This is a genomic window from Allohahella marinimesophila, from assembly GCF_039538005.1.
In the GTDB taxonomy this organism is placed as follows: Bacteria; Pseudomonadota; Gammaproteobacteria; order Pseudomonadales; family Oleiphilaceae; genus Allohahella; species Allohahella marinimesophila.
In genome coordinates this window covers 16,023-42,966 of sequence record NZ_BAABBO010000007.1, presented here as the reverse complement: position 1 = coordinate 42,966, position 26,944 = coordinate 16,023, and the positions used below count along the sequence as shown (strand labels likewise).

At 55.9% G+C, this 26,944-nt stretch carries 18 protein-coding genes; 5 read left to right on the top strand and 13 right to left on the bottom strand.

Features of this window, described 5'->3' with window-relative positions; translation table 11 throughout:
• Positions 1-17: 17 nt before the first annotated feature.
• From ABD735_RS05865 to rimK, 10 genes are all read right to left on the bottom strand, one after another.
• Positions 18-2,000: a polysaccharide biosynthesis protein gene (locus ABD735_RS05865; protein WP_344804281.1), complete on the bottom strand. Its 1,983-nt coding sequence runs from the start codon at positions 1,998-2,000 to the stop codon at positions 18-20.
• A gap of 260 nt (positions 2,001-2,260) precedes the next feature.
• On the bottom strand, positions 2,261-2,614 hold the full coding sequence (locus ABD735_RS05860; RefSeq protein WP_344804279.1) for a histone-like nucleoid-structuring protein, MvaT/MvaU family: 354 nt from the start codon (positions 2,612-2,614) through the stop codon (positions 2,261-2,263).
• An 81-nt stretch (positions 2,615-2,695) separates the two neighbouring features.
• On the bottom strand, positions 2,696-3,601 hold the full coding sequence (locus ABD735_RS05855) for a formate/nitrite transporter family protein (RefSeq protein ID WP_344804277.1): 906 nt from the start codon (positions 3,599-3,601) through the stop codon (positions 2,696-2,698).
• A gap of 30 nt (positions 3,602-3,631) precedes the next feature.
• Positions 3,632-5,131 (bottom strand): OmpA family protein, encoded by a 1,500-nt coding sequence (locus tag ABD735_RS05850; protein WP_344804275.1) that lies wholly within the window; start codon positions 5,129-5,131, stop codon positions 3,632-3,634.
• 31 nt (positions 5,132-5,162) lie between these two features.
• Entirely contained in the window at positions 5,163-6,212 is a 1,050-nt protein-coding gene (locus ABD735_RS05845; RefSeq protein WP_344804273.1) for a succinylglutamate desuccinylase/aspartoacylase family protein, read from the bottom strand.
• A gap of 45 nt (positions 6,213-6,257) precedes the next feature.
• Positions 6,258-8,159 carry a DEAD/DEAH box helicase gene (locus ABD735_RS05840; RefSeq protein ID WP_344804271.1) on the bottom strand — a complete coding sequence of 634 codons (1,902 nt, stop codon included), beginning with the start codon at positions 8,157-8,159 and terminating at the stop codon, positions 6,258-6,260.
• Positions 8,160-8,527: 368 nt separating this feature from the next.
• A complete protein-coding gene (gene oadA, locus ABD735_RS05835) occupies positions 8,528-10,360 on the bottom strand; it encodes a sodium-extruding oxaloacetate decarboxylase subunit alpha (protein ID WP_344804269.1) in 1,833 nt (610 codons plus the stop codon).
• Positions 10,361-10,412: 52 nt separating this feature from the next.
• The gene (locus ABD735_RS05830) at positions 10,413-11,831 is read right to left on the bottom strand and encodes an acetyl-CoA carboxylase biotin carboxylase subunit (RefSeq protein WP_344804267.1); all 1,419 of its coding nucleotides are present in this window, start codon (positions 11,829-11,831) and stop codon (positions 10,413-10,415) included.
• Between the two features lie 42 nt (positions 11,832-11,873).
• A complete protein-coding gene (locus ABD735_RS05825) occupies positions 11,874-12,380 on the bottom strand; it encodes an ATP-dependent zinc protease family protein (RefSeq protein WP_344804265.1) in 507 nt (168 codons plus the stop codon).
• Positions 12,381-12,385: 5 nt separating this feature from the next.
• Positions 12,386-13,297 carry a 30S ribosomal protein S6--L-glutamate ligase gene (rimK, locus tag ABD735_RS05820; RefSeq protein ID WP_344804263.1) on the bottom strand — a complete coding sequence of 304 codons (912 nt, stop codon included), beginning with the start codon at positions 13,295-13,297 and terminating at the stop codon, positions 12,386-12,388.
• Positions 13,298-13,465: 168 nt separating this feature from the next.
• Between rimK and ABD735_RS05815 the strand changes: the two genes are divergently transcribed.
• From ABD735_RS05815 to ABD735_RS05805, 3 genes are read left to right on the top strand one after another with little or no spacing between them, the layout of a single operon-like run.
• Positions 13,466-15,247: an ABC transporter ATP-binding protein gene (locus tag ABD735_RS05815; RefSeq protein ID WP_344804261.1), complete on the top strand. Its 1,782-nt coding sequence runs from the start codon at positions 13,466-13,468 to the stop codon at positions 15,245-15,247.
• Positions 15,244-17,403, top strand: coding sequence for an EAL domain-containing protein (locus ABD735_RS05810; RefSeq protein WP_344804259.1), 2,160 nt, complete (start codon positions 15,244-15,246; stop codon positions 17,401-17,403). The genes ABD735_RS05815 and ABD735_RS05810 overlap by 4 nt, the downstream gene beginning before the upstream one ends.
• A gap of 22 nt (positions 17,404-17,425) precedes the next feature.
• Positions 17,426-18,685, top strand: a complete 1,260-nt coding sequence (locus ABD735_RS05805) for a hypothetical protein (protein ID WP_344804257.1) — start codon at positions 17,426-17,428, stop codon at positions 18,683-18,685.
• A gap of 53 nt (positions 18,686-18,738) precedes the next feature.
• On the opposite strand, the gene ABD735_RS05800 is transcribed toward ABD735_RS05805, so the two are convergent.
• From ABD735_RS05800 to ABD735_RS05790, 3 genes are all read right to left on the bottom strand, one after another.
• Entirely contained in the window at positions 18,739-19,428 is a 690-nt protein-coding gene (locus ABD735_RS05800; protein WP_344804255.1) for a DUF4136 domain-containing protein, read from the bottom strand.
• On the bottom strand, positions 19,429-20,373 hold the full coding sequence (locus ABD735_RS05795; protein ID WP_344804253.1) for a DUF2914 domain-containing protein: 945 nt from the start codon (positions 20,371-20,373) through the stop codon (positions 19,429-19,431).
• A gap of 119 nt (positions 20,374-20,492) precedes the next feature.
• Positions 20,493-23,132 carry an EAL domain-containing protein gene (locus ABD735_RS05790; protein WP_344804252.1) on the bottom strand — a complete coding sequence of 880 codons (2,640 nt, stop codon included), beginning with the start codon at positions 23,130-23,132 and terminating at the stop codon, positions 20,493-20,495.
• Between the two features lie 225 nt (positions 23,133-23,357).
• Here ABD735_RS05790 and ABD735_RS05785 point away from each other — a divergent pair, with 225 nt between their 5' ends.
• Both ABD735_RS05785 and ABD735_RS05780 read left to right on the top strand, forming a co-directional pair.
• The gene (locus tag ABD735_RS05785; RefSeq protein WP_344804248.1) at positions 23,358-24,677 is read left to right on the top strand and encodes a hypothetical protein; all 1,320 of its coding nucleotides are present in this window, start codon (positions 23,358-23,360) and stop codon (positions 24,675-24,677) included.
• 191 nt (positions 24,678-24,868) lie between these two features.
• Positions 24,869-26,944, top strand: a complete 2,076-nt coding sequence (locus ABD735_RS05780) for a putative bifunctional diguanylate cyclase/phosphodiesterase (RefSeq protein ID WP_344804246.1) — start codon at positions 24,869-24,871, stop codon at positions 26,942-26,944.

The following is a 26,944-nucleotide window of genomic DNA, read 5'->3' as shown; positions in this document are numbered from 1 at the left end:
GAGGTATCCGACGCCGGTCAGGCTATTTTGACGACCTTTGCACCCGACTGAGTATCGGCCGTAAGGCTTAGAGGCCTTGACGGTTTGCTCAGTCGCTGATGCCATACAAGATCAGCGCAATCGCCGGCCGGTTCATAACCGAGCGGTGCCACCCTTAGCAGACTGGTCATTGCTTCACAATCGAACTTGTCACAGGCCCTGGTCACCTTGCGAAGGAGATCCTGCACTTCCGCCCATTCGAGCGAGGGCTCTCTGACAGTCAGTATCCGCGGGTGGCGCGTCTGCTGACTATCTTCCGTGATCAGAAGCTCCTCGTAAAGCTTTTCCCCAGGCCTAAGTCCCGTGTAGACGATCTCGATCCCCTCAGCCGAATCGACGCCGCGCACCTTGTGGCCCATCAGCCTGATCATCTTCATGGCAAATTGCGCAATATTCACCGGTTTGCCCATATCGAGCAGAAACAGCGAGCCGGATTCCAGCTCAGAGCCCAGCGCCCCAGCCTGAATCACTAGTCCTGCCGCCTCCGGGATCGTCATGAAGTAACGAATAACGTCCCGATGAGTCACTGTGACCGGGCCACCATTGCGAATCTGCTCTCTGAACAGCGGCACGACCGAGCCCGAAGAGCCCAGCACGTTACCGAAGCGCACGATGGAAAACTTGGTCTGCGACTCACGCTTGGCCATGCCCTGCAGCACCAGCTCCGCCAGGCGCTTGGATGCGCCCATGACATTCACGGGGCGCACGGCCTTGTCGGTCGACACCAGAACAAATGAATCGACCCCGGCGGCCAGAGCAGCCTCTGCGGCGTTATAGGTCCCCAGCACGTTATTGCGCACACCCTCGATCATGTTCTGCTCGACGATAGGCACATGCTTATAGGCCGCAGCGTGATAGAGCGTTTGCACGCCAAAACTGGAGACTATGGACTTGAGGCGATTGGCTGATTGCACTGAACCGAGTACAGGAATCACCTCAATGCGCGAGTCCAGCTTGGCCTTCATACCAGTCAGCTCATGACTGATTTTGTAGAGCGCATATTCACAGATATCCAGCAGCACGAGCTTCTTGGCTCCCTGCTTGACGATCTGGCGGCAAAGCTCGGAACCGATGGACCCGCCAGCACCGGTGACCATGACACAGCGGTCTGTAATGGGTTTCGAGACGAGCTCGGACAAACCAGGCACCGGGTCGCGGCCGAGCAGATCTTCAACTTCGATATCGCGCAGCTCACCGATGCCGTGATTGCGATACACGAGATCTTCAAAGCTGGGGATAGTCTGCACCTTGAGGCCAAAAGGCTCGAGGAAGAGCAGTATTTCGGCACGCCTCGCATGAGAGGCGGAGCTGATGGCCAGCAGTATCCTGCTTACGCCGTGCTGCTCGACCAGCGTGCTCAGATTGCGGGCTGGATGCACTGACAAGCCACTGATGGTCGTTTTCTGGATGGCTCGATTGTCATCGATAAAGGCTACAGGCTCAAACAGCGGTTGATGCTGCAGCGCAGTCAGTAACTGATGACCAGCAGAACCCGCGCCGTAGATGACGACACGCTCGCGCTCGTAGTTGTTTGCCTTGCCGGCGTTATAACGCATGATGATGGCAATAAGACTACGCAGGCCAACCCTGAAGCCGCCTACAAGCATGATGACCATCATGAAGTAGATGATTGGTACCGATCGAGGAATGAATGCGTCGGTTACGGACATCATCATGACCAGCATCAGGGACGAGAAAACAGCACCTGAGATTACAGATGACAGCGCCCGCTGACTCAGGAAGCGCACCATTGCCCGGTAAAGGCCAAGCATGGCAAAGCATGTGACACTGGAGAATACGGTAACGCCAAAAGCGATGAAATGCGCTCGCGTCGGATCGAAGAGAGTCTCTAGCCGGAGGCTATAGGCAGCCACCGCCGCTAAAAGAAGCAGTAGTGAATCAATAAGGACCAGAATCACCTGCTTGGGGCGCCGGTCGAGAGTCAAAAGGGTATTAATCATTCCGTTCTGCTTCATGCAATCATTGTCCGCCTATCCATCGCTAGCAGCTCCAATAGCCGAATTGTGGTCCGACAGTGTCCGCTTCCGGGTCGGGTCTAAAGCTGACTGGTCAACGTGGCCGCCGGAGGCGCGCCTGCCGATCGCAAATATACAACAGCATAGACTATGATCCGGCAACGGCAGCAACTTTACAATGTGACAAACCGATACACCGCCTACCCTAGCCCGAACTTCCTAAGGCACCTGTCTCCTATGACGGACTAGGACGCCCAGCTATTCACGGCTTCCTTGCCATATTTCTTGCGCCAGGCGTTCAGCGTCTTGTGATTGCCGCCTCGGGTCTTGACCTCTTCGCCAGTTTTCGGATTGCGATAGGTCTTGAGGGTTCTGGTGCTGCGCTTGCGCTCGCTACCGCCGTCGGCCGTGCCCGACTCCAGGTTCCACATCTTCAATACGTCTGTGGCCGAGAAGCCGTATTCATCCATGAGCGCCGACAACTTCTCCTTGAATTCATTTGCCCGTTGCACAGTTTCGTTCTCTGAAAGGCTTGCCAATTTCTTCTGCAAAGCCTCTATGGCATTTTTAGTCTCTATATAATCTACAAACTTGCTCATTACATCGCCCTTTAAACATGTTGGTGTTGTTAATAACAGGGGCCTATTATTGATGCAAGACTGAACAAGTGCAATTTAAATCTAGGAACGTGGCGCCGGCAATTGTGTACTTCTTATCTGAGCGTAATTCAGAACGCCTACAAATATACTTCCACCAATCAGGTTACCGGCCACCGCTGTACCAATAAAAAAAGCAGCCTGCTGAATTGTAAACTGTGGCGAAACGAGCAGGGCCGCAAACATTTCAACGGCTCCGGCAATGGAATGGTGAAGCCCACCAAGACCAATAAGGAAAGTAACGATATAGATAGCAAAAATATGACTGGTTGCCGATGCGCTCGCTCGCAGCAGCCAGGCACCTATCGCCATCAGCCAGCCCGCGAGGACTGCACTGAGCAACAGGTCCTTGAAGGGATAACTGACGAGATGATGCCCAATGGCCTCGTAGCCAGCAGAAGCGCCTATTACCTTATCAGTCGAAGTTAACAGTAAGGCACCACAAAAAGCGCCAAGTAAGTTTCCTAGAATGACAGTTGCCCAGAGTCTTAATAAACGCTTTGGGCTAGCACGTTTATCCAAAACCGGATATATGGCGGTGGCCGTATGCTCAGTAAACAACTGGGTGCCACTGAGCACGCAAAGAATAAAACCTAGTGGATAGACCAGCGCGACTGAAACTCGAGAAACGAAGGGTTCGTCGACATTGGCAAGCCCGGATACAACCAGTGCCACTGCCATTACAGTAAAAGAAAGAATGAGAGCGGCTGCAAAAGCAGACAGAAGAAGAGAAATAAATGGACGATAAAGCTGCTCCTGCCCCTCTTCTATCGTACGTTCGAGGATATCGTCAGGATGCCTGGTGGATTCGTCTATGCGCTTTACGATGACATTGGTATAGCGGGCTTCTTCACGCTCACGCTCTACCGTTCTCGACGTCTTTTCCGGAATATCGTTCTTGTCTAGGAAGTCTGATTCAGACTGTGCCACCCGTGGTTCTCCCATGGCGGCACCTGCCGCCTACTGATTAACGATCAATACTTCGACCCGCCGGTTTTCTGCACGCCCCTCACTGCTTTCGTTACTGGCAATTGGACGCTGCTCACCATAGCCAACCGAGGTAAATCTCTGTGATTCAAAACCACCGACTTCGCTGAGGAAGGCAGCCACTTTCGATGCCCGGCTCTGCGAAAGCAGCATATTGGAATCATCATCGCCCGAGCTGTCGGTATGGCCAGACACCACAATGCGGGCGTCCTTGAACGTTCTGATCGATTCGATCACCTTGTTGAGCAGCGGAAAATTCACCGCAGCGATCTCACTGTCTCCGGGCGAAAAAACAAAGCCCTGAGCCCGAATCAATACGTCGTTATCCTGGCGGTAGACCTCCGCTTCATCGATATCAAAGAGCGACTGGACAAAGGCAAACCTAGCAGCTCGAGCCTGCTCGGCACTGCGTTCAGCTTCTGTTTCGGCACGTACATCTTCGAGCACAAGCTGCTGCTCGAGCACCAGGTCGTTAAAGCGGCGTTCGGCTTCATCAAGCTGAAGTTGCAGCCTGTTCCGGTCCTGTACGAGCTGCTCAACCTGGGTCCGCAGTGCGCCTATCAGCACCTTGTTGGGTTCATCGAACGCCGGCGCATGCACCATCGGCTCAATCAGACGCGCCAATTGCCCCTGATACCACAGCACTTTGTCCTCTTCGCTGAAGTCAGAGGTAACGAACATCTGAATGATATCCTTGATGCCCGTCGCACGGTTTATATGAAAAACGGCTCGCTGCGCGTGGTTCTCGGCCTTGATCTTGTTGCTTCGGTCGGCGTCCAGGGTAGCCAGCGCCAGTGTGTGTTCATCGCGCGCTCGCTTCAGGGTGTGCGGCGCATAATCTTCCAGCTCATCACGTTCAGCCTGCGCCATTGCCGCTTCGATCCTGGCTACCGTATCGGTCTTCAGGGCTTCAAGCTCAAGGGCTTCGAAGAGGTCGATCAGTTCCTGTCGCCCTGCCTTGGCCTGCTCCACGCGACCCTCTTCGGCCATACGGCTGAGCGCAATCAGCGCCGCTTCCGAGTCACGGTAGTTGTCGGTGGCGTGCTCGGCAGCGCCGGCCGCGATGACACGTCGCCGAGTACGCAGGATATCCTCAAAAATATCGGCAGTAATGGCAGCCTGCTCCCGAGCTTCGCTCAGTGCGGTGAGCCCTCTTCTGGCCCGGTTCTGTGCGGCATCGTCTGCCCGCTGAGCGAGGCGATAGGCTTCTTCGTAGGCCTGGGTTGCGCGTTCATGGGTGGCCGGAGCGAGAAGTTCGAGCTCTTCGCTATCGGCTTCCCGGAGTGCGTCGCGAAGCTCGATCACCAGAGGAAACTGCGTCTCGATCACAGCATCGTCGAGCACGGCCTGTGAGGCGCACCCGGCAGTGACCAGGCTGACACCGAGAACAAGCCAGAGGAAGCCGAGACTCAGCTTCTCTGGTAACACGGACAGTCGAAAAGAGGGTGAAGAGAAAAAACGTGCGCTCGGCATGTAGGGTCCCTGTAGAGAAGTACCAGACGCTTCAAGCGTTCTGGATAGGGGTGAACTGTTCTGCGGAACGCTCCTGCATGTGTGTCTGGAATTCGCCGACGACGTCTACGGCCTCAGTCACCTTGTCGAAGCGTGCGATGTGGTAGACCGCCTCACCTTCGTAAGCCAGTGGCAGGTTTGTGCGACCAATGACAATCCCCGAGTGCGGCGCCTTGATGAGAACACCCTCATCATCAAGTGGACCACAGATCATGCCAATGGTCTCATCTGCCCTGATGCGATCACCAAGAGAGCAGTATAGTGTAAGAAATCCACTTTCAGGGGCACGGATCCAGGCCGATGATCGCGCAACCACCGGCTTGACTATTTTTCGACCACGCTTGCGCATCGTCAGCATGCCCAGAGATTCCATGACACGTCGCACGCCACGAACGCCGCCAGCGATGCTCTGCTCTTCATAACGCAGGGCTTCGCCAGCTTCATAAGTGATAATTGGAATGCCAAGGTCTTCACCGGTACCCCGCAGAGAACCGTCACGGATTGGTGCATTGACGATAACTGGGGCCCCGAAGGCGTGAGCCATTTCTTCAGCCTTCGGGCTGGCAAGGTGGACGCGAATCTGGGGAAGGTTGCTGCGATCGATAGCACCAGTGTGCAGGTCGATGGCATGCGTGGCCGACTGCAGCACCTTGGTATTGAAGATATGGGCAATACGACCGGCTAGCGAACCATCCATACTGCCCGGAAAACAGCGGTTGAGGTCGCGTCGGTCTGGTAAGTATCTGGTACGCTGAATGCAGCCAAGCACATTGACCACCGGCACGGCGATAAGCGTGCCGCGGACATTATTGAGCCAGCTGCTATGCAACACGCGCCGGACAATTTCAATACCATTAAGCTCATCGCCATGGATGGCAGCGCAGACCAGCAGACGCGGGCCTGGCACCTTGCCATGAACAACTGCGATCGGGACCGAGATGTCTTTCTGAGTATAGAGTCCCCCGATCGCTAGGTTAAAAATCTTGCGCGTACCGGGGGCTACGACTTCGTCCAGAAACTCGAAAGAACCTGCCTTCAACATCTACGGTCTGTCTCCACTTGATGAGATCAACGGAACAGATCTGCCCTAGTCTCGAGGCTTGCGCGGTCCCTTGCGTGCACCATCATCGCGCGAAAAACCAGGCTTGTCACGTCGCGGCGGCTTGCGGCCAGAAGGCCCACCTTCGTTACGTCCACGTGGCTTGCGAAAGCCTCCGGTCATCTCGTCTGCAGGCACTTCACCATCGAAAACGGTGATTCGCAGAGGCTTCTGCCTCACACGGGTTTTCTGCAGCAACTCGGTGACTTCACCTGGCATTTCCGCCGGCAGATCTACTGTACTGAAAGTATTATAGATCTGAATTCGACCTATGTAGCGTCCTTCGATGCCTGATTCATTGGCAATGGCGCCAACGAGCTCACCTGGTGCCACGCCATCCTGGTGACCAACGGCCACTTTATAGCGCTGCATGCCAGCTTCGGGGCCTGCAGAATGCGAGCGCGGCGGCCGGCCAGCGCCAGGACCACGATCACTGTCATTTCGCGACCGCGGTGAACGGGCATCGGCACCACTGGTCCACTCCGGCTGGCTTCTCGGGCTTCGCTCTTCGCGCTCGGGCTTCGGCCGAAGTGGACGATCCTTCTGCTGCAGATAGGCCAGCGCGCCAGCGACCTCGACTTCAGTCAAGGTACGCTCGCGACACAGCTCTTCGACCACCTGTTGGAAAAATGCCAGATCCTGGGACTCGATGGTCTCGAGAATCTCGGTCTTGAAGCGATCGATACGCTGTGCGATCAGATCGTCACGCGATGGCAGTTCCAAGGGCGGGATCTGCTGTCGGGTCGTGCGCTCGATGGAGCGCAGCATATTGCGTTCACGTGGCGCCACGAAAAGTATGGCCTTGCCTTCACGCCCTGCCCGACCGGTACGGCCGATACGGTGAACGTAAGCTTCGTTGTCGTAAGGAATGTCGTAATTGATAACGTGGCTGATACGCTCGACGTCGAGGCCGCGAGCCGCCACATCGGTAGCCACCAGGATATCGAGACGACCTTCCTTGAGCTGCTCGACAGTGCGCTGACGCTGCGCCTGAGCGATATCGCCATTCAGTGCGGCCGCGTTAAAACCACGGGCGTTCAGTTTGTCGGCAAGCTCTGTGGTCGCCGTCTTGGTGCGCACGAAGATGATCATGCCATCGAAGCGCTCGACTTCGAGAATGCGCGTGAGCGCATCGAGTTTCTGCATGCCACGGACCAGCCAGAAGAACTGCTTGATGTTCTCGCCAGTAGTCGCCTTGCTTTCAATACGAACTTCGACGGGCTTTTTCAGATACTTTTCAGCGACGCGCCGAATAGCCTGCGGCATGGTGGCGCTGAACAGCACGACCTGACGGTCGGCCGGCGTCTTCTGCAGAATGGTTTCGACATCGTCGATGAAGCCCATTCGCAGCATTTCGTCAGCTTCGTCGAGCACCAGAGTTTTCAGATTGCTGAGGTCCAGGCTGCGCCGCTCGAGGTGATCCAGCAGACGGCCCGGGGTGCCGACGATGACATGAGGGCCGCGCTTGAGAGAACGAAGCTGTGCACGCATATCCTGACCACCGTACAGGGGCAGGACGTGGAACTTGCCGCCAAGACCGGCTGAATAGGTCTGGAAGGCTTCTGACACCTGCAGCGCGAGTTCACGCGTCGGACAAAGGACCAGCGCCTGGATATCAGCGCTGTGGGTATCGATTTTCGCCAGTATAGGCAACGCAAACGCGGCGGTCTTGCCGGTGCCCGTCTGCGCCATACCTACAACATCATTGCCACCGAGCAGCAATGGAATGGTTTTGGCCTGAATTGGCGAGGGTGTTTCATAACCCAGTTTCGAAATCGTCTCCAGCATGCTGGCGGGGAGACCAAGACTGATGAAGTCTGGCTGTTGAGCCTGTTCATCAGCGACAGGAGCTTGTGTTGAAGACGGAGCGCCTTCGTTTTGTGTAGACATGGTATACCTATTCTAGAAATGAACCAGCGAGTCACTAAGGAACCGGCAAGTAAGTTATGGACCCGCGCTTGCTGGTCCTGCTGCCAAATGTTGTACAGGATGTTCTGAAGGGATGAGCGCATCTGGCCTGCTTCAGAGGGGCGGACATCAAGGCCGGCCGGGGGGAAGCGGGGTATCGCAAGCTGGTAGCCTCGCCGTTAGGGGCAAACTCCGAGCTTCAAATTAAGCCAATCAAAATCACCTGACAGAATCAGGCTGCGCAGTATACAGGTTTGTTCACACTTTAGACACAACTCTAGCTCGACGCGGCCTGTCGACCTGACCCATGAAGGGCCCGACCGCCAGACGCGTCTCCCGGCGTGGCCGTTTCAGTCCTGCTGAATGGCCACCAAGGTCTCCGCCGGCGCTACGCGATCACCTTTTTTCGCGTAGATCTCACTGACTGTCCCACTGACATCCGCCCTGATTTCGGTTTCCATCTTCATGGCTTCGATAATGAGCAAAGCCTGGCCTGCCTCGACCTTGTCGCCTTTCTTGACCAGCACATCGACGACGTTGCCGGGCATCGAAGTCGCAATGTGGCCTGGTTTGCCGGCCTGGGGTCGCTGTTGCCCGGTCTGCCCTGACTCCACCGCATCGAAGGTTTCGATGATGACTTCTTCCGGAATACCGTCGACCGTCAGGTAGATGCGTCGTTCCGCCTTGCCTTTCGGGCCGAGCCCAGTGATGGCGACATCGTACTGTTCGCCGTGAAGCGCGATCTTGAACTCTGTTGATACCGCAGCGCCAGTCTGTACCGCGCTGGCAGTGGCTGGGTCGAGTAGCACTTCGGGCTGCAAGGTACCCGCAGCGCGCTGTTTGAGGTACTCACCACCGAGATCGGGGAACATCGCAAAGATGAGCACGTCGGTGTCCTTCACCTCCGCCTTGTTATCACCTGAAGAGAGCAGACTCGCGACCTTTGCCTTCAGCGTGGCCATTTCGTCCTGCAAATCATCAGCGGGTCGGTGTGTGATCACTTCCTCATTACCGATTGCAGACTTCAGAAGGTCCTGATCGACGGGTGCTGGCGTTCGGCCGTAGCCACCCTGCAAATAACGCTTCACCTCATTGGTGACCGAAGCATAACGCTTGCCGCTCATGACATTGACAGCAGCCTGAGAGCCGACGATCTGTGAGGTCGGTGTTACCAGTGGCGGATACCCCAGATCCTTGCGTACAGCCGGTATTTCAGCGAAAACATCATCTATCTTGTCTAGAGCGCCCTGCTCCTTGAGCTGATTGCTGAGGTTGGACATCATGCCGCCAGGTACCTGCGATGTGAGCACCTCGGTATCGACGCCCGAATAATCGCTCTCGAACTGAGCGTACTTCTTGCGCACAGTGCGCAGATGCTTGGCGGCTGGCTTGAGGATATCTAGATCTATCCCTGTCTCGTAGCCTGCAGCTTCCAGGGCGACGACCATGGTTTCGGTTGGTGTATGGCTTGTACCACCGGCCAGCGGAGACAGCGCAGTATCGATATGGTCGATACCCGCTTCGACCGCCTTCATCAGACACATAGGGGCCATACCTGACGTCGAATGCGTATGCAGGAACAAGGGCACTTCGATGATGTTTTTCAGACGCTTGACGAGTTCAGCCGTGGCCGAGGGCGTCAACAGGCCAGCCATGTCCTTGATGGCCACGGAGTCACTACCCATATCGACCAGCGAGCGAGCCAGGTCTTCGAAGCGCTCCATGGTATGCACAGGACTCACGGTGTAGCAGATGGTGCCTTGTGCGTGCTTGCCAGCCGCCTTGGTGGCTTCGATGGCGGTACGCAGGTTGCGTTCATCGTTGAGGGCATCAAAAATCCGGAACACGTCGATACCGAGCTCCGCGCTCTTGGCCACGAAGGCGCGTACCACGTCATCAGCATAGTGACGGTAACCGAGGAGGTTCTGGCCTCGCAGCAGCATTTGCAGCCGCGTATCAGGCAGCGCCTTGCGTAGGGCGACCAGTCGCTCCCAGGGGTCTTCCTTGAGAAAACGTACGCAGGCATCAAAGGTGGCACCACCCCACACTTCCAGAGACCAGTAACCTGCCTTGTTCAACGCTTCGCAGGCCGGCAACATGTCTTCGGTACGAAGACGGGTCGCCAGCAGCGACTGATGGCCGTCGCGCAATGCAACGTCCGTAATGTGGATCTTTCTCGCCATGACCTGTCTTACCCTCTAGTGGAGCTTGAAGCTGATTGTGTTGAAGCCTGTTCTACCATGACTGTTGAGCGGCCAGTGCGGCCGCGATCACCGTCGCCACCTGGCTGGGCGTCTTTTTCAGACTGTACTCGGCCAGCTGTGGATTCGCTGCAATGAATCCAGTATTGAAATTCGTGGTTCTGAAATCCGGATGCTGCAGAATATTCAGATAGTACGGAATCGTGGTTCTGATGCCGAATAGCCTGATGTCATTCAGCACACGCTCCGAGCGGCTCAACAGGCTTTCCCAGTCAGCTGCCCAGACGATGAGCTTGGCGCACATCGAGTCATAGTACGGCGGTAAGGTATAGCCAGAGTAAATGGCCGTATCTGTTCGTGTGCCCGGCCCGCCAGCGGCGTAATAACGGCTGATGGTACCGAAGCTGGGCAGGAAATTGTTCTGCGGATCCTCCGCGTTGATACGGAACTGCGCAGCGAAGCCGTTTATCCTGATATCCGACTGTTGCAGCCCAAGTGGCAACCCAGACGCAATTTCGATCTGCTTTCTGACAATGTCTACCCCTGTGATTTCTTCAGTGATGGTGTGCTCCACCTGCACCCGGGTATTCATCTCCATGAAGTAGAAATCGTCCTTGTCGTCGAGGAGAAACTCCACGGTACCGGCATTGGTGTAGTCGACCGCCTTGGCTGCCCGTACAGCCAGCTCACCAATCAGGTTACGCTGCTCGTCATTGAGCTGCGGCGACGGCGCCAGCTCGATCAGCTTCTGATTTCGGCGCTGTATGGAACAGTCCCGCTCGTAGAGATGAATCACATTACCCATCTGGTCACCGAGAATCTGCACCTCGATATGACGAGGATTGACGATGCATCTCTCGAGAAAGACTTCGGCCCGCCCAAAGGCCTTCGTGGCCTCTGAGATAACGCGCTGATAATTGTCGCGCAGCTCGCGCTCACTGTCACAGCGTCGAATGCCGCGCCCGCCACCGCCGGACGTCGCTTTCAGCATGATGGGGTAGCCAATGGCATCGGCCTGCTGTACCGCATCCTCGACATCGATGAGATTGCCTTCGCTGCCGGGCGTGACCGGAATGCCTGCCGCGATCATGCTACTTCTGGCTTCGGTCTTGTCACCCATGCGGGAAATGACTTCGGCGGTTGGACCTATGAAAGTCACGCCGCGTGACTCGCAGACACTGGCAAATTCAGCCGACTCGGAGAGAAAGCCATAGCCAGGGTGGATGCCGTCGCAACCAGCCGCCACGGCAATATTCACCAGCTGGTGAGGATTGAGATAGCCCGCCAGCGGGTCGCTGCCAAGGCCGTAGGCTTCATCAGCCTTTTTGACATGCAGCGCAAAACGGTCGGCGTCGCTATAGACCGCTACCGAGGGAATACCGAGTTCACGGCAGGCACGAATAATCCGTACCGCTATTTCGCCCCGGTTGGCGATAAGTATCTTCTTCAGCATGTCGTCGTTCCGAGTTTTCTTCTGAGGAAAGTGGTTCCGTTCTCAATCACTATCAGCTTGCTTCGGTGTTGCCTTGCTCGTCTTCGGTACTCTTTTGGGCGGTTTGATCACCGGAATGATCTGAGGTGGTTTCCCCTGCAGGAATGATCCGCCTGAATCAACGATAAAGCGGTTCCGCAGCGCATTTCGTCCCACAAGCATCTGATAAGCCATATCGCCACGCTCAGACAACGTCATTTCACAGTCAAAGCTGTGGTCCCTGAAGCGCATGTGAGTATGAATGACATAACGGGTTTCAGTCTGCCCCCCGGAATTGGTCACGTCGCGAACATCTACCAATGGCGCCTGACACAGCACAAGGGCATGGCTACGGCCTTGAACCGGACTGGTATGAAAGCGCGCATATCGCACACCGCTCTGCTCTATGATTCTGATATGCATGGCATGAAGCGAACAGGTCTTCGCCCCGGTATCGATCTTGGCCTTGAGATATCTGATGCCGAGATCCGGCAAACCCACCCATTCACGCCAGCCAACTAGTCCTTTCACCCGTCCTAACCCTTACCACGCGTCTTCGTCGTCGCCTTGTTGGATTCCATTACTTTTTCGAGGTGGCGGTAGATCATGGTCGCCACATCCTTACCTGAAGCATTTTCGATACCTTCAAGGCCTGGCGAGGAGTTGACTTCCATGATTTTCGGTCCGGCCTCTGCGCGCAGGAGATCCACCCCTGCCACGTTCAGCCCCATGACCTGTGCAGCTTTCAGCGCCGCCTGACGTTCCTTCGGCGTTATCTTGACCAGTGAGGCACTACCTCCACGATGGAGGTTCGAGCGAAACTCACCGGGCTGGGCCTGGCGCTTCATGGCTGCAACGACCCGGTCGCCGACGACGAAACAGCGAATGTCCGCGCCGCCGGCTTCCTTGACGTATTCCTGTACCAGAATGTTGGCCTTCAGACCCATGAAGGCTTCGATGACGCTTTCGGCAGCTTTCTTGGTTTCAGCCAGCACGACACCAATGCCCTGGGTGCCCTCGAGCAGCTTGATGACCACAGGCGTACCGCCCACCATCTGCAGCAGGTCGTTGATGTCGCCTGGCGAATGGGCGAAGCCACTGACCGGGAGGCCTACGCCCTTGCGAGACAGAAGCTGCAGCGAGCGCAGTTTGTCGCGGGATCGGGTTATGGCAACAGATTCGTTCAGAGGGTAGACTCCCATCATCTCGAACTGGCGCAGCACAGCAGCGCCATAGAACGTGATCGATGCGCCAATTCGTGGAATGACCGCATCAAAGCCTTCAAGCGGCTTGCCCGCATAGTGTATGGTCGGTTTGGCAGTGGCTATGTTCATGTAGCAGCGCAAGGTATCGACCACGTGGACTTCATGCCCAAGTGCCTCTCCGGCCTCTACCAGCCGGCGGGTCGAGTACAGCTTCTTGTTCCGGGACAGAACGGCTACTTTCATTATGAATTCCTTGGTGTTGTTTATTCTGCAGGCGATCAGGCGACTACTTCAAGCTTCAGCATTTGAATGCACTGACCTGCTTCGCACTACTATGATACGCCCGGTTTGCAGGTGCAAGCGGCTCGACGAATCTCTCTACTTTTCATAAAACGGCAGGACTAATTTGTAGTGGCCAGCTCAAGTTTCCAGGCGCTGTACTCCCTGATCAGATATGCCCGCGGCTATCGTCGCCAGATCATCACCGCCAGCATCTGCTCGGCGGTGAACAAACTGTTCGACATCGCCCCTGAAATCCTCATCGGTATTGCCATCGATGTGGTCGTCAATCAGCAGAGCAGCTTTGTCGCTCAGCTTGGCGTCGAATCGCCTGCCATGCAGATAACGCTGCTCGCCGTGCTGACATTCCTCATCTGGGCCGGCGAGTCCATATTCGAATATGCCTATTTGATATTATGGCGAAACCTCGCCCAGCAACTGCAGTCGGACCTGAGACAGGATGGATACGAGCATTTGCAGAAGCTGGATATGGCGTATTTCGAGTCGCGCAGCTCGGGCGAACTGATCTCAGTCCTGAACGACGACGTCAATCAGCTCGAGCGCTTCCTGGACGGTGGGGCCAATGCGCTGATTCAGGTCTTCGTGACTGTGATCGCAGTCGGCGGCGTCTTTTTCTACATCAGTCCGATGATTGCCCTGCTCGCGTTCACACCGATCCCCGTCATTATCTACGGGGCCTTTGCCTTCCAGAAGCGCGCACAGCCGCTGTATGACGATGTCAGACGGCGAGTCGGTGACCTGTCGAGCCGCCTGGCCAACAATATTGGCGGTATTGCCACCATCAAGAGTTTCACGGCCGAAAAGCGAGAAGCTGCCGAGCTGAGACGGATCAGTGAGTCCTACGTGGCTTCGAACAGGGCGGCCATTCGGGTCAGCTCTGCTTTTATTCCCATCATCAGAATGGCGATACTGGCAGGGTTTCTGGCCACCCTGGTCGTTGGTGGCATGCAGGCGCTGGACGGTGAACTGGGCGTTGGCGCCTATGGTGTACTCGTTTTTCTGACTCAGCGACTGCTTTGGCCGCTGACTTCGCTGGCTGGCACAGTGGATCTTTATGAACGCGCCATGGCGAGCACGCGGCGTATTCTCGGTCTGCTTGACACGCCTGTCACCGTAGTGGATTCCACAAGAGGCGAAGCGGTATCGTTTTCTGTGGCTGATGACATTCGTTTCAATGCAGTCAATTTCGCATACGCACAGGCAGCCGCCCCTACTCTCAGAGATGTCGATCTCACCATAGAGGGTGGCAGTACGCTTGCGCTCGTGGGCACTACCGGTAGCGGCAAGTCCACCCTCATCAAACTCCTGCTGAGGTTTTATGACCCAAGTAGTGGCGGCATCACGATCGGTTCACACGACATTCGTCAGGTGTCGCTGCAGAACCTGCGCGATGCCATCGGGCTGGTGAGCCAGGACGTTTTCCTATTTGATGGCTCACTCTTCGAGAACATTGCCTATGCCCGCCCGGATGCTGATCGGGAAGCCGTCGAACAGGCGGCCCGCATGGCAGAGGCCTGGTCTTTCATCAGTCGCTTGCCGGAAGGCCTCGACACACAGATCGGCGAACGTGGTGTCAGACTGTCCGGCGGTCAGCGACAACGCATTTCACTTGCGCGGGCACTATTGAAAGATCCAGCAATACTGATACTCGATGAGGCCACAAGTGCCGTCGATAATGAAACAGAAGCGGCCATACAGCGAAGTATGGTGAAGATTCGCCAGGATCGAACCCTGATCATCATCGCCCACCGTCTCAGCACCGTGGTGGATGCCGACAGGATCGTGGTACTGGAAGATGGCAAGATTATGGAAAGTGGCAGCCACAGCCAGCTTCTGGCGAGCAATGGGGCATACTATCGTCAGTGGCGTGTCCAGACCGGAGTGCACGCTTGAAGGCGTTGAAACAGTGGTACAAGAACGCCCCGCTGCGAACGAAGTTCTCCTTCGTCTTCTGCACTACCACCTTCGGGGTGACTCTCGTCATGTCTCTCGCACTGGTGCTGCTCTACGCCAATCAGCAACGGAATGATTTCGAAAGCGCTGTGGAGGCAGAGGTGCAGACGCTGGCCTTGATAATCCAGGCACATCCTCAGGATGGATCGGAGGCTTCGAAGATCACCCTCGTTCGCACCCTCTCGGCCGTGGCGACTGCGCACGACATGACAGTGGCCGTCTGTCTGAGTGAGACGATGGAAAATTATGAATTCTTTTATACAGCAGCAGATCTCAAGCCCGCCAGTGCCATAGTCAGGCAGAACGAAGCGGCCAGCTGTTCGGGCGGCGACTTTTCCGAGTGGAGGGCTGGCAGCTACGGTGTTGGCCGCCTCGTCGACGGCGAAGCATCACCGTTTGTCGCCTATCTGAAAGCGGAAGCCGACGCGTCTATCCTCGGCGACCGAATCGCATTGCTGACACTGCTGCTACTGGCGGCCGTGTTGACGACCGTGGCCATAGCTTCATTAGTGGCCTACCGGATGCAGGGCGCCATCCTGAGGCCACTGGCTGCATTGCAGCGCGTCAGCACTTCGATACTGGACAATGCTGACTATGACCAGCGCGTTCAGGTGGAAGGTGACGACGAAATCGGCGCTCTGGTGCGCACTTACAACAAGATGCTCAGCACGATCGCGCAGCGTAGAAAGGAACGCGACAAGGCCCTTGCCACGCTCGACCGCCTCGCCAACTTTGACGGCCTGACCAACCTTCCAAACAGGGATTGCAGCCTGCGTACACTGAATGAAGCCGTGGCGACGGCGCGTGACCACTCTGGCGAGGTGGCCGCCATGTATATTGATCTCGACAATTTTAAACTGGTCAACGATTCGCTAGGCCATGAAGCCGGGGATGTGCTGCTCAGGGAAGCTGCAGCCCGGCTCGTAACGGTTCTCGGCAAATCAGGCGTGCTTGGCCGCCTGGGTGGTGACGAATTTCTTATCATCGCGGCCTCCCCCGATGCCCAGCTCAGCGACGCCTTGCTTGGCAAAATCGCCACTGACTGCATCAGTGCGCTTGCACAGCCCTTTACACTGTCTGGTCATGTGGTATCGACCAGGGCGAGTATCGGCATCGCCAGATTTCCTCAGCACGCGGATGACGGTGACGCCTTGCTGAAACTTGCAGACGGCGCGATGTACAAGGCCAAGGAAGACGGCCGTGATACCTACCGTTTCTATGATGAAAAGATCAACAAGCGAAATCAGCGTCGGCACATGATCGTGACGGACCTCCGCATTGCACTTCGCGAACGTCAGATGCAGGTGGTATACCAGCCCATCGTTCAGGTCGATAACCATCAGATCATTGGTGCCGAAGCGCTACTTCGTTGGCATCACCCGCAATTCCGCATGATCGGTCCCTCAGAGTTCGTGCCTGTCGCTGAAAGCGCCGGACTTATCAATCAGCTTGGCATCTGGGTGATCGAGCAGGTCTGCATCCTGCTGAAGCGTCTGCAATCTGGCGCAATACCCTTTCTGGCTAACGACCAGTACTTCCGCATCGCCGTAAATCTCTCGCCAGTGCAATTCCGACAGGATGTTCTGTTCGAAACGATAGAGAATATTCTGCTCGAACATGGCGTGCCGCCGACACGATTCCGTTTCGAAGTCACGGAGTCAATCTTCATGGACGAGCTCAACAGGGCCAGCAACGTCATCGCCAAATTGCGCAAGATCGGCTGTGGTGTGTCGATAGATGACTTTGGGACTGGTTATTCATCCTTGTCTTACCTGAGCAAGCTGCCGGTCGACACGCTCAAGATAGACCGTTCGTTCGTCAATGAGCTGAGTTCCTATTACAGCTCGCTCCACGAGCAGGCCCAGCATCCAGCGTCCGGTCTTTCCGAACCGGATCCAAGACAGGCTCAGGCCATTGCTCTGGCGATTCTGTCGCTGGCGAAGAATCTCGGTATGCATGTCGTCGCCGAGGGTGTAGAGCACCTCGAGCAACTTCGCTTCCTGAAGGAACACGGCTGCGACTCCGTTCAGGGCTACCTGTTTGGCAAACCCATGCCTGAACGCGACTTTATCGAATTCATCAGTCGAAAAAAATAAGACCACCGCACAAGAGAACGTTATGAGCTCCAGCTGTATATTCTACCCCTACGCGCAGCAACGATCCTTGCTGGGCTCGGCCATCCTGTTAGCATCTATCGTGACCACACCTGCATTTGCAGCCGTCCTCGATGATCTCAGCATGAGCCATCGCGTGCAGGGCGAAGTCCGTTACTTCTGGCAGGACGCGCTTTATGGCCAGACGACACCGCTTCGACCGTCCATTGCCTGGGAGCCTGAAGTGTCCTGGCGCGGTGAGGCGCCTGTGGCTGTTTACTTCAAGGGTTTTGCTCGCGAAAACTTTCTCGGAGACAGCTATCGCAGCCATGCTGACGTCCGGGAGCTCTACATGATCTATGAAGGCAATAACTGGGATGTCGTGGCTGGAGCGAACAAGGTCTTCTGGGGCGTCACTGAATCGCGCCACCTGGTCGACGTGATCAATCAATCTGACCTGGTGGAGAACATCGACGGCGAGGACAAGCTGGGGCAGCCCATGCTCAACCTCAATCTTCAGGCAGACTGGGGTCGGATCGCCTTTTTCATACTGCCTTATTTTCGTGAACGCACCCTGCCGGACGATAACGACCGATTTCGCCTGCCGCTGAGCATCGACAATGAGGCCTTGTACGACAGCGGGGATGAGGAATGGCATAACGATTTTGCTGTCCGCTACAGCCATTATATCGAGAGTCTGGATTTCGGAATCAGTTATTTCAACGGCACCAATCGAGAGCCCCGTTACGAATTACTGCTGGAGCCCCCCGCCGCTGCAGGTTTCCCGCCTGCCGCAAGTCTGCAAGCCCGGTACGTGCAGATGCGCCAGTACGGTCTTGACCTGCAATATACCGTCGACTCGTGGCTACTGAAGCTCGAAGCCATCTATCGATCCACGGCGGAAGACGATTTTCTCGCGTCTGTCAGCGGGCTCGAGTACACGATCTACCAGATATTCGGTACGGATGGCGACCTGGGGCTGCTGCTTGAGTATCTGAACGACCGTCGCGACGAGCGAATTGACCCGGTACAGGGCGACGATGACGTATTTGCTGGCCTCCGATGGGCTGCCAACGACATTGACGGCACTTCAATACTTGGCGGCGCCGTCGTGGATCTTGCAGGGGGTACGACCTTTCTGAGCATCGAGGCTGAAAGGCGTCTTCGGGATGACCTCAAACTCGAATTTGCAGTCAGACTGATCACCCAAGCCGACGAAGACGACAGCGCCTTTGCGCTGCGCAACGACGACTATGCCGAGCTTGGGCTCAATTACTATTTCTGAAGGCGCTTCTGACAGAGGCAGACGAAAGGGCCAGTATCAGCTGGCCTTATCGCTCAGTCGTCGGACGATGGGCGCACTTCTTCCAGAAGCGCGCTGACGACTTCATCAACCTGCTCCTGAGTGTCGTTGGCGCTCATGCCGAGAAAGTTGTGATTCGCCACGCCAAACCACACCACCTCACTGGTAGTCTTGTCGTCGACTGCTTCGCCGTCATCCTCGGCAGATACTGGCAGAGGCTTTCTCAGCTCTACCGCGAAGCGACCTGCGGTGTAATCTTCGGGCATCACGTCCCGTGCGCCTCCCATCAGAAGACCACCACGACGGACACCGAAGCCCAATGAAAGCGTGCTTGGGCGGTATCTGACTCGCTCTTCAGACTGTAGCGCGAAATCAACCAGCAGCAGCCCCTCAGAAGCGGCAGCAGCAGACGCTTGGGCGAGCCCCATTGACTTGAGCTCTCGAGCGATCGATTCGCGAACGCGGTTAACCACCAATGGATTGACGAGGTCAGACGATTTGGTGACCGCGGTCACCTGGTCGACGAAACGAAAGCTCGAATACTCGCCGAGGACGAAGCTGTCATCCTTATCGGTTTTGACCGTATAACCCGAACAGGCCTGCAGGACCATCAGGATCAGCGCGATGAGGCTCGTCTGAAAGAGACGGGTCGATCTTGCGATAGGCAAATTTGTCGTCAGCGCTTGAGGAAAACTGGGGAATGCTCTCATTTTGATCTTTCTCATCTATTGATTCGTCACTTGGAAGTGTCCAGATGCCATAGGCTGGCCGGACGCATCTCGTACTTCAACCTGCCAGTCGCCACTCTGGCTGCTCTCAATCGTTACGCTGGAAGTCAGCACAGCTTTCTCGCTATGCACCCTGAGTGGAAGGCTCAGCACCTCGCTGCCGGCATGAAACCACAGCAGACGAAGGGTTTCGCCCTTAAGGTCTTCGACTTCGGCAAACAGGTGAACAGTCGTCTGACGCCCGCTGCCGATCCTCACAGGATCATTGAGTAGTTTAGCGGGCTCACTATTACTGACGGCATCAGTGATTACGGCCCGTAGAACCTTGTTGGATTGTACGCTCATGATGCCTTCGGGTGATGGGCCTTTCGGCTGAGACGGCGCAGCTTCGGCAGGCGCCTTGGGCCTGGCGACAGGCTCATCCTGGACTGTCAGCCGATATTTCGAGCGCTCACTCTCGCTTTCTGGTGCCAGGATGGACGGTGAGTCGCCAGCCTGCGGCCGCTGATGCACCTGATCACTCAAGGATTCCGCAAGCGGCCTGTCGCCCCCGAAAGCGCCTTCACGGGTAGTGTCCCGGGGCACCGGCACTTGCTGTCGATTGACGGCTGGCCGCTCATTGGGCACGCTGGTCTCTTCAGCTTCGGTCGCCACTGCTTCGTCAGTACTATCCGAGCCCGGCTCCACGAATACTGGTACCTCGGACGTTTCGGAAGACGCAGGTGAACTGATATCGATATCCCCATCACTGGCCAAGCCTTTTTCATCCACGACATCATCAGAGGCTGCCCAGAAATACAGCACAACGATTAGCCCGAGCAGAACGAGTCCGGCACCAATGATTCGTGGCCAGTGGTACTGAGTGACATATACAGTCGGTGACAAGGGCCGCTGACTGGAAGTCTGCGGATTGTTCACCGATACACGAAGCTTTTTTGGCATAGCGGATTGAAAGCACCTGAAAAGAAGTCAAAGCCGTCGCTCAAGCATCGGCTGGGCGGAAAGCCATGGTAGCGGAGGCGAACCGCAGCCTCAAGCGAATGCAGTTCTATTGAATTGAATTAACGCAGGAATTTATGTTGCTTGTCGAACAGTGCGGCGGGTGATTTGGCCAGGCCGCTGACCCAGACTGGGCGACTGGCTGATTGCAGAAAACGCTCAAGGGTCATCGGCTTACCAAAATAATAGCCTTGTACCCGATCGGCGCCCAGCTTGGCCACCTGCTCGAGCGTGTCGCTGTCTTCTATCCCTTCTACCACTGTTTCCAGCTGCAGCGTCTTTGCCAGCTTCATGATGGTCGCAATGATACTGGCATCGTTCTCTGCTTCACGCATGCGTTTCACGAACTCCCTGTCGACCTTGAGCTCGTGTATGGGGAGCTGACTCAGGTAGCTGAAGGACGAATAGCCAGTGCCAAAATCATCCAGAGACAGCCGTGCGCCATGCTGGACAAGATGGTTCAGGTTCTGCAGCACACTGCTCATGTTTTCGATGAGTGTGGACTCAGTGACTTCGAAGGTCACCTGCGAGAGATCGATTTCTTCGGCGCGGGCCTTGGATACGATGTGCGCCGCAAACCCTGGACGAGTCAGATTATGAACCGAGATATTGATGCTGATGTTAAAGCCCGGAGTCTGCTTGTTGATCTGCCTGATGCACTCGAAACTCCTATCGATAATGAGCGAGGTGAGCTTGTCGATGAGATTCGCACTTTCAGCCAGCTTGACGAATTCGTCGGGTGGCACATCACCATGCCGTGGTGAATGCCACCTGGCCAGCACTTCAGCCCCTATGACCTGATAATTCAGTATGTCGACCTGAGGCTGCAATACGACCGTTATTTCCTGGCTCTCAAGGGCTTCCGCCAGAGAAGCTATCAGCTGCAAGCGGCGCCGTGCGCTGAGTTCGATGCTGCTGTGATAGACGGTGATCGGATCACCATGGATCATGCCACTTTCACACGCCGAACCCGCCCGCTGCAGCAGGTTCATCGGAGAGTCGCAATCGGTAGGATAGAAGGCTATGCCGCAGAACGCATCGCTGTGGATGGAGATGCCATTGACCTCATAGGCTCTGCTCAGTCTGCCGCGCAGCGCTTCAGCGGTATGCTGGACGCCCGCGTCACCCTGCCCCGATCTGACAAGACAGACCACGGAGCCAAATTCAGGCACACAGACCAGGCCGGTTCGGTCACGCTCGAGCCTCACCGTGTTTCTGGCCGTCTGCAGGTAGTCGTTGGCCTCGGTCACCACCATGCGAAAAAGTGATTCGGCCACGGATCTTCCCAGGCTGAAGATGGCCCCGCGGCACTGTGGCAGCCGAAAGTACAGAACGGCGAACACATTGTCCTCAGCCTGCTTGCTACGCATCAAGGCCTGCATGCGGTCGATGAGCGGAAATTCGTTGGCGACTGAGGTGACCGGATCCCGTGTCGCCCGCTCGAGGGCCTGCAACTCTACCGCTTTCATCTTCTCGGCCATCTGGTGGCGCTGCTCCAGAGCCTTCATCCGGCGTCGCCGGTCTTCCTTGATGCGATAGGCCAGCGCAAAAGACAGCAGAAGCACTTCGGCCGCAGAACCAAATTGCAGCGCGTGGCTACTGATATCGGTGGAGGCGACCACGCCGAATACACTCAGCAGATAAAGCGCCAGCCCGCCACAGAACAGGAGCCAGGCCGCCATGAAGTAGCGCGCCACGACCACGCCCTGCTGCAGGGCGTAAGCACCAGCGTAGATCACGAACAGCATGGCGGCACCGGACCAGACACCGGCGAAGCGAGCACCGTAGTCGTGCCAGGCGAGGGCCACCACCAGTAACACTGCGGCGCTGCCCATCAGGAAACGGAAAATCTGGTTGATCACCGACGGCACGGCGTTTTCAAACAGTAAGGCCCGCGCGAACATCAGACCGAAGATGCAGCTCAGCAAGGTGCTGACGCTCAGTAGTGTAATACTGTACTGCGGGTCTCCTGGCCACAGATAGACTTTGTCGAGACCGGAAATGGCCAGCATGACGCCAATCACAGAGCCAAGGTAGAGCACATAGAACAGGTATTGTCTGTCCACCGTGCTCAATAACAGGAAGAAGTTGTAGACGAGCAGCGCGGCAAGCAGTCCGAGATAGCCGCCCCAGATCATGATCTGTGTGCGCTCATTGGCTATAAAGTGCTCCGGCTGCCATAGTTCGAGCGGGAGCTGCAATGAGGTGGACGATTTCGCGGATATGAATACCGTCCCGCCGTCGACCAGTTCGGCAGGCAGTTGGAGAACCGGGAAGCGGTTATCTTGCTGGTTCGGCCCAAGATAACCAAACCTCAGCAATCTCTGCATCTCGCCCTGGCTGTTCTGAAAATAGACCGTCAGGTCTTCCAGCAGCGGATACGGCAGCGCAAGTGTTGCATTGTCCAGCGCCGATGAGGCTTCGAAGCGTAGTCGAATCCATACCTCGAACTCCGAAAAACCCAGGTTGACTGGCGCTGCACTCGGATTCGTCTGCCAGTTTTCGAACTCGTCAATGTTCGTTGCATCGAGCGAATTGGAATGGTCAAGGGTATAGGCGACGAATGGATTGAGATTCAGGCGGGAGAAGGCAGAATCGACATTGACGGGCGGCGCGGCAGACACGAGACTGCTGCCGACGCATAGCAGAAGTAGCGTCAGCATTTGACAGCGAATTGTGATCATCAAGAGATTCGACAGCATCCGAATTCCAAAATTGCCAACCTGGTTCTAGTTTGAGCGATGATCAGTAATGCTATGTCTGCAGGAACCTCTGTAGACTGCGCCCGAATTAGAACAAAAAACAAACAGGGGTTTCCAGATAACGGAAACTGAAACATAACTATAGATCATGATCGCGGTCATGTTGCAGGATTTATCTCATCCATGAAGTCGTCTGTAGATTTAAGTAGAGCCGAACAGAGGCGAATGCCTCGACATCAATTTTCCGGGAAAGCCGAACTGGTCATAGACAAGGCGTCTATTACTGCACAAAGCCTGAATATTTCCAGTGACGGTATATTGTTACGTATTCCTGCCGAAAGCGAAATTGCAGCGGCCGGGATCCGCAAGGCTACGCACCTCAATCTAATCATCGACTCACTGCCAGTATCGAACCTCAGAGCCGCTGTCATGCACCGCAATTCCGGCACGATTGGCCTCAAATTCGATACGCTTATTCATTCACATATTCCTGAAGTGGAAATGTTGATTGATCAGCCGCAGAAAAAACGACGCAGCCGATTCGGTTTGTATCAAATGCGCAAGCAGGTCTGGATTCAGGCTAGGCGATGGAGCATTTTCGGCATCAACAAGTTCGCCCGAAATGCAATATTCAGAGCCGTTCAACCCGGCTTCCTATTTGCCGTATATGGAAATAAGAGAGACGTATCACGTTATATCAGCGAAGACCTGCATGCTCGTCTGCCTGATATTTCACTCGGTAACTATATCAGCAAGGGACCTTACAAGGGCTTCGTCGTCGCCTCCAAGTCCTTCGAGCATGAATTGGCTGAAGACTCCAGCAAGGTGATCAAGTATCTCGACGGCCTGCGCAATGTGTGGCCCTCAGTCAACAAGATAGCCCTGGTGGGCCGTTTGCCGACATTCGCCATGAAGGCGCGATATCCAATCGAAGCCCCCTTCGTGGAAGGTTCGCTCGGCACGCGCTTCATGATTCTGGAGCTGGCGAAAGAACTGAAGGCACGCCCTGAGTATCAGCAGGAAACCTCCATCGTCGTACTGGGCGGTGCTGGCCGGATAGGCCGGTCCCTGTGTGATGACCTGGCCAAGTATTTTGATCAGGTCATCGCTTTCGACCGGCGCTACGACATCGACTTCCAGTCCACCGAGCGGATCATGGAGACCTCCAACCCCATGCACCTGGGGGATCACAAGCTGTTCATCGTACTTACGGCCCGCGGTTCGGCAGTGGAAGAGTTCCTGCCCTTCCTGCCCCGTGGTGCCATTCTGGCCGACGACACGCATCCCTCGATCGAAACGCCCCTCCGTCAGGCGCTCAGGCGTCGAGGCATCGAGGTGGAAAAGACCGTTCTGACGAACCCGGAGTTCACCGCCTTTCCAAAGATGCCGCAATGGAGCAAGGGCAGCATTCCCGGCTGCCTCGTCGAGGCGCTTGTCTTGCTGGAAGAGCCTGAAGCCAGCCAGCAAACCATCGAAGAGTTTTCGAAGACCGCCGTACGCCTCGGCTATAAAGCACAGCTCGTCAAGCCTTTCACCCCCGAGTGAAGCCTCCCGCCATGGATGGCGGTCACATCCTGCGTTACAAAGGCTTACAAATAAGTCCTGTCGCAGTCCTCAATTTTGTCAATCTATTACAATTCCCCCCTATCGGGCTCGACCTCCCCTCTCTAGAATTATCGTAGTAAGACTCCTGTTGTATCGTGGCGACTTTTGAGGCAGCGAATTTGGGCGGTAAAGTGAATACGGAACTGGCTCAGGCTGCACAACAGCTGACCGTTTCGACAAAAGTGTTTCCACTGCTTTTCCTTGCGCTTGGTTCAATTTCCACCCTCGCCACCGTCTGGGTATTCGCTGCTGGCGATAGCGGCTATAGCGTTGGCATTCTCGGCAAGCTCTCTGTAGCTGGCGCACTGTGCCTGCTCGGCACCTTTGCGCTCTACCTGTTCCAACTGAACCGCACCCTGTCGCACAGCATTGCAGAAAGCCGGGAACAGGACCTTCGTCTCAAGAAGCTGGGCAAGGCCGTGACCAAGAGTGGTTGTGCCATTGCCATTCTCGACGGTCGAGGCAGTGTCGAATACATCAACCAGCAGTTCGAGGAAACTACCGGCTATTCGATGCAGGAGATCATCGAAAACGGCATGCAGATTCTTCACCCCAAGATTTATGTCAATGGTCACTTGGTCCCCATCAAGAGAACCGAATGGCTTCAGGATGCCTGGGCCAATGAGGTTCAGACCACGCGAAAGGACGGATCGGTCAGTTGGGCCTCGGTATCGGTCTCTGTGGTCGACAATCACGAACTGCCACTGGCGTCAGGAGCCGATCCTGAGCCAAGCAGCAGCGGCAAGACTCAGGGCTATGTCGTCTCCGCCATCGACATCAGTGAATTGAAGAACCTCAATCACGAGATGCAACGTCTGGCCCTCAATGACGAGCTGACCGGCCTGGCGAATCGCCGGCTGTTCGTGGACCGGCTGGAAATGCAGCTGAGAGTCTCGCGACGTGAGAAGAATTCAATTGCCCTACTCTTTCTGGACCTCGACAAGTTCAAGCGGATCAACGACACCCTGGGCCACGATGCGGGCGATCAGCTACTCATCACTGTGGCTGAGCGCCTCAAGCGCTGTGTAAGAGCCAACGACACCGTCGCGCGTTTTGGTGGCGACGAGTTTGTCGTGCTGCTCACGGATATCACGGACCCACTCTCGGTCACGCACATCGCGCAGCTCATTCTGGCGTCGCTGAAACAGCCGATCACGCTGAACCAGCACGAGATCATCGTGTCCACGAGCATCGGTATCACCCTGGCCCCTACTGACGGTCTGGAAGCTGAAAGCCTGGTCAAGAACGCTGATCTTGCGCTGTATCGAGCGAAAGATCAGGGCCGGGACTGCTATCACTATTTCACTGAAGAACTCAACGCCCAGGCAATCCGGCAGCTCGTGCTCGAGCAGGAACTCAGGCTGGCGCTGAATACCAACCAGTTCAGCCTCGCCTTCCAGCCACAATTTGATTTCAAGCAGGGCCGGCTGATCAGTGTAGAAGCACTGCTGCGCTGGAATCACCCGTCTCAGGGCATGGTGTTTCCCAACGATTTCGTCACCGTAGCCGAAGAGACCGGCCTGATCGTGCCTATCGGCAACTGGGTGTTGCGCAACGCCTGCAAGCAGATCAGACAGCTTCAGGTGGTTACTGGACGCAACATCAAGGTGGCCGTCAACCTGTCGATGCGGCAGTTCCATGACGAACAACTCGAGGACAATATCGCTCAGGCGCTACAGTATTCAGGCCTGAAGGCGAAGTATCTTGAGCTTGAAGTGACGGAAAGCATGCTGATGGGCGATGTGGACATGGTCGTGGCGCGGCTGACCAGGCTGAAGTCTACCGGCGTCAGTATCGCCATCGACGACTTCGGGTCTGGCTATTCTTCGCTCAGTTACCTGAGAAAACTGCCTGTCGACGTTCTGAAAGTGGACCGCGCGTTCGTACGCGACATTCCAGAGCAACTGCATGATATGGAAATCACGGCAGCGGTCATCGCGGTTGCACATAAGTTGGGGCTGAAAGTCGTGGCCGAGGGCGTCGAGAATATCGATCAGCGTGACTTTCTGATGATCAACCGTTGCGACTATGCCCAGGGCTTCTTCTTTTCCAGGCCGCTCAGCTACACCGGTCTCAACGAATTCATGCAGCGCAATGAATGCCGCCAGAAGTTTGAGCTGAGCATCTATCCACCTGAAGATATAGCCGGCCAAAGCGGCAGCGAGAGCTGGCTGTCAACCCTGCCCTCGAATACCACGTCACACTGA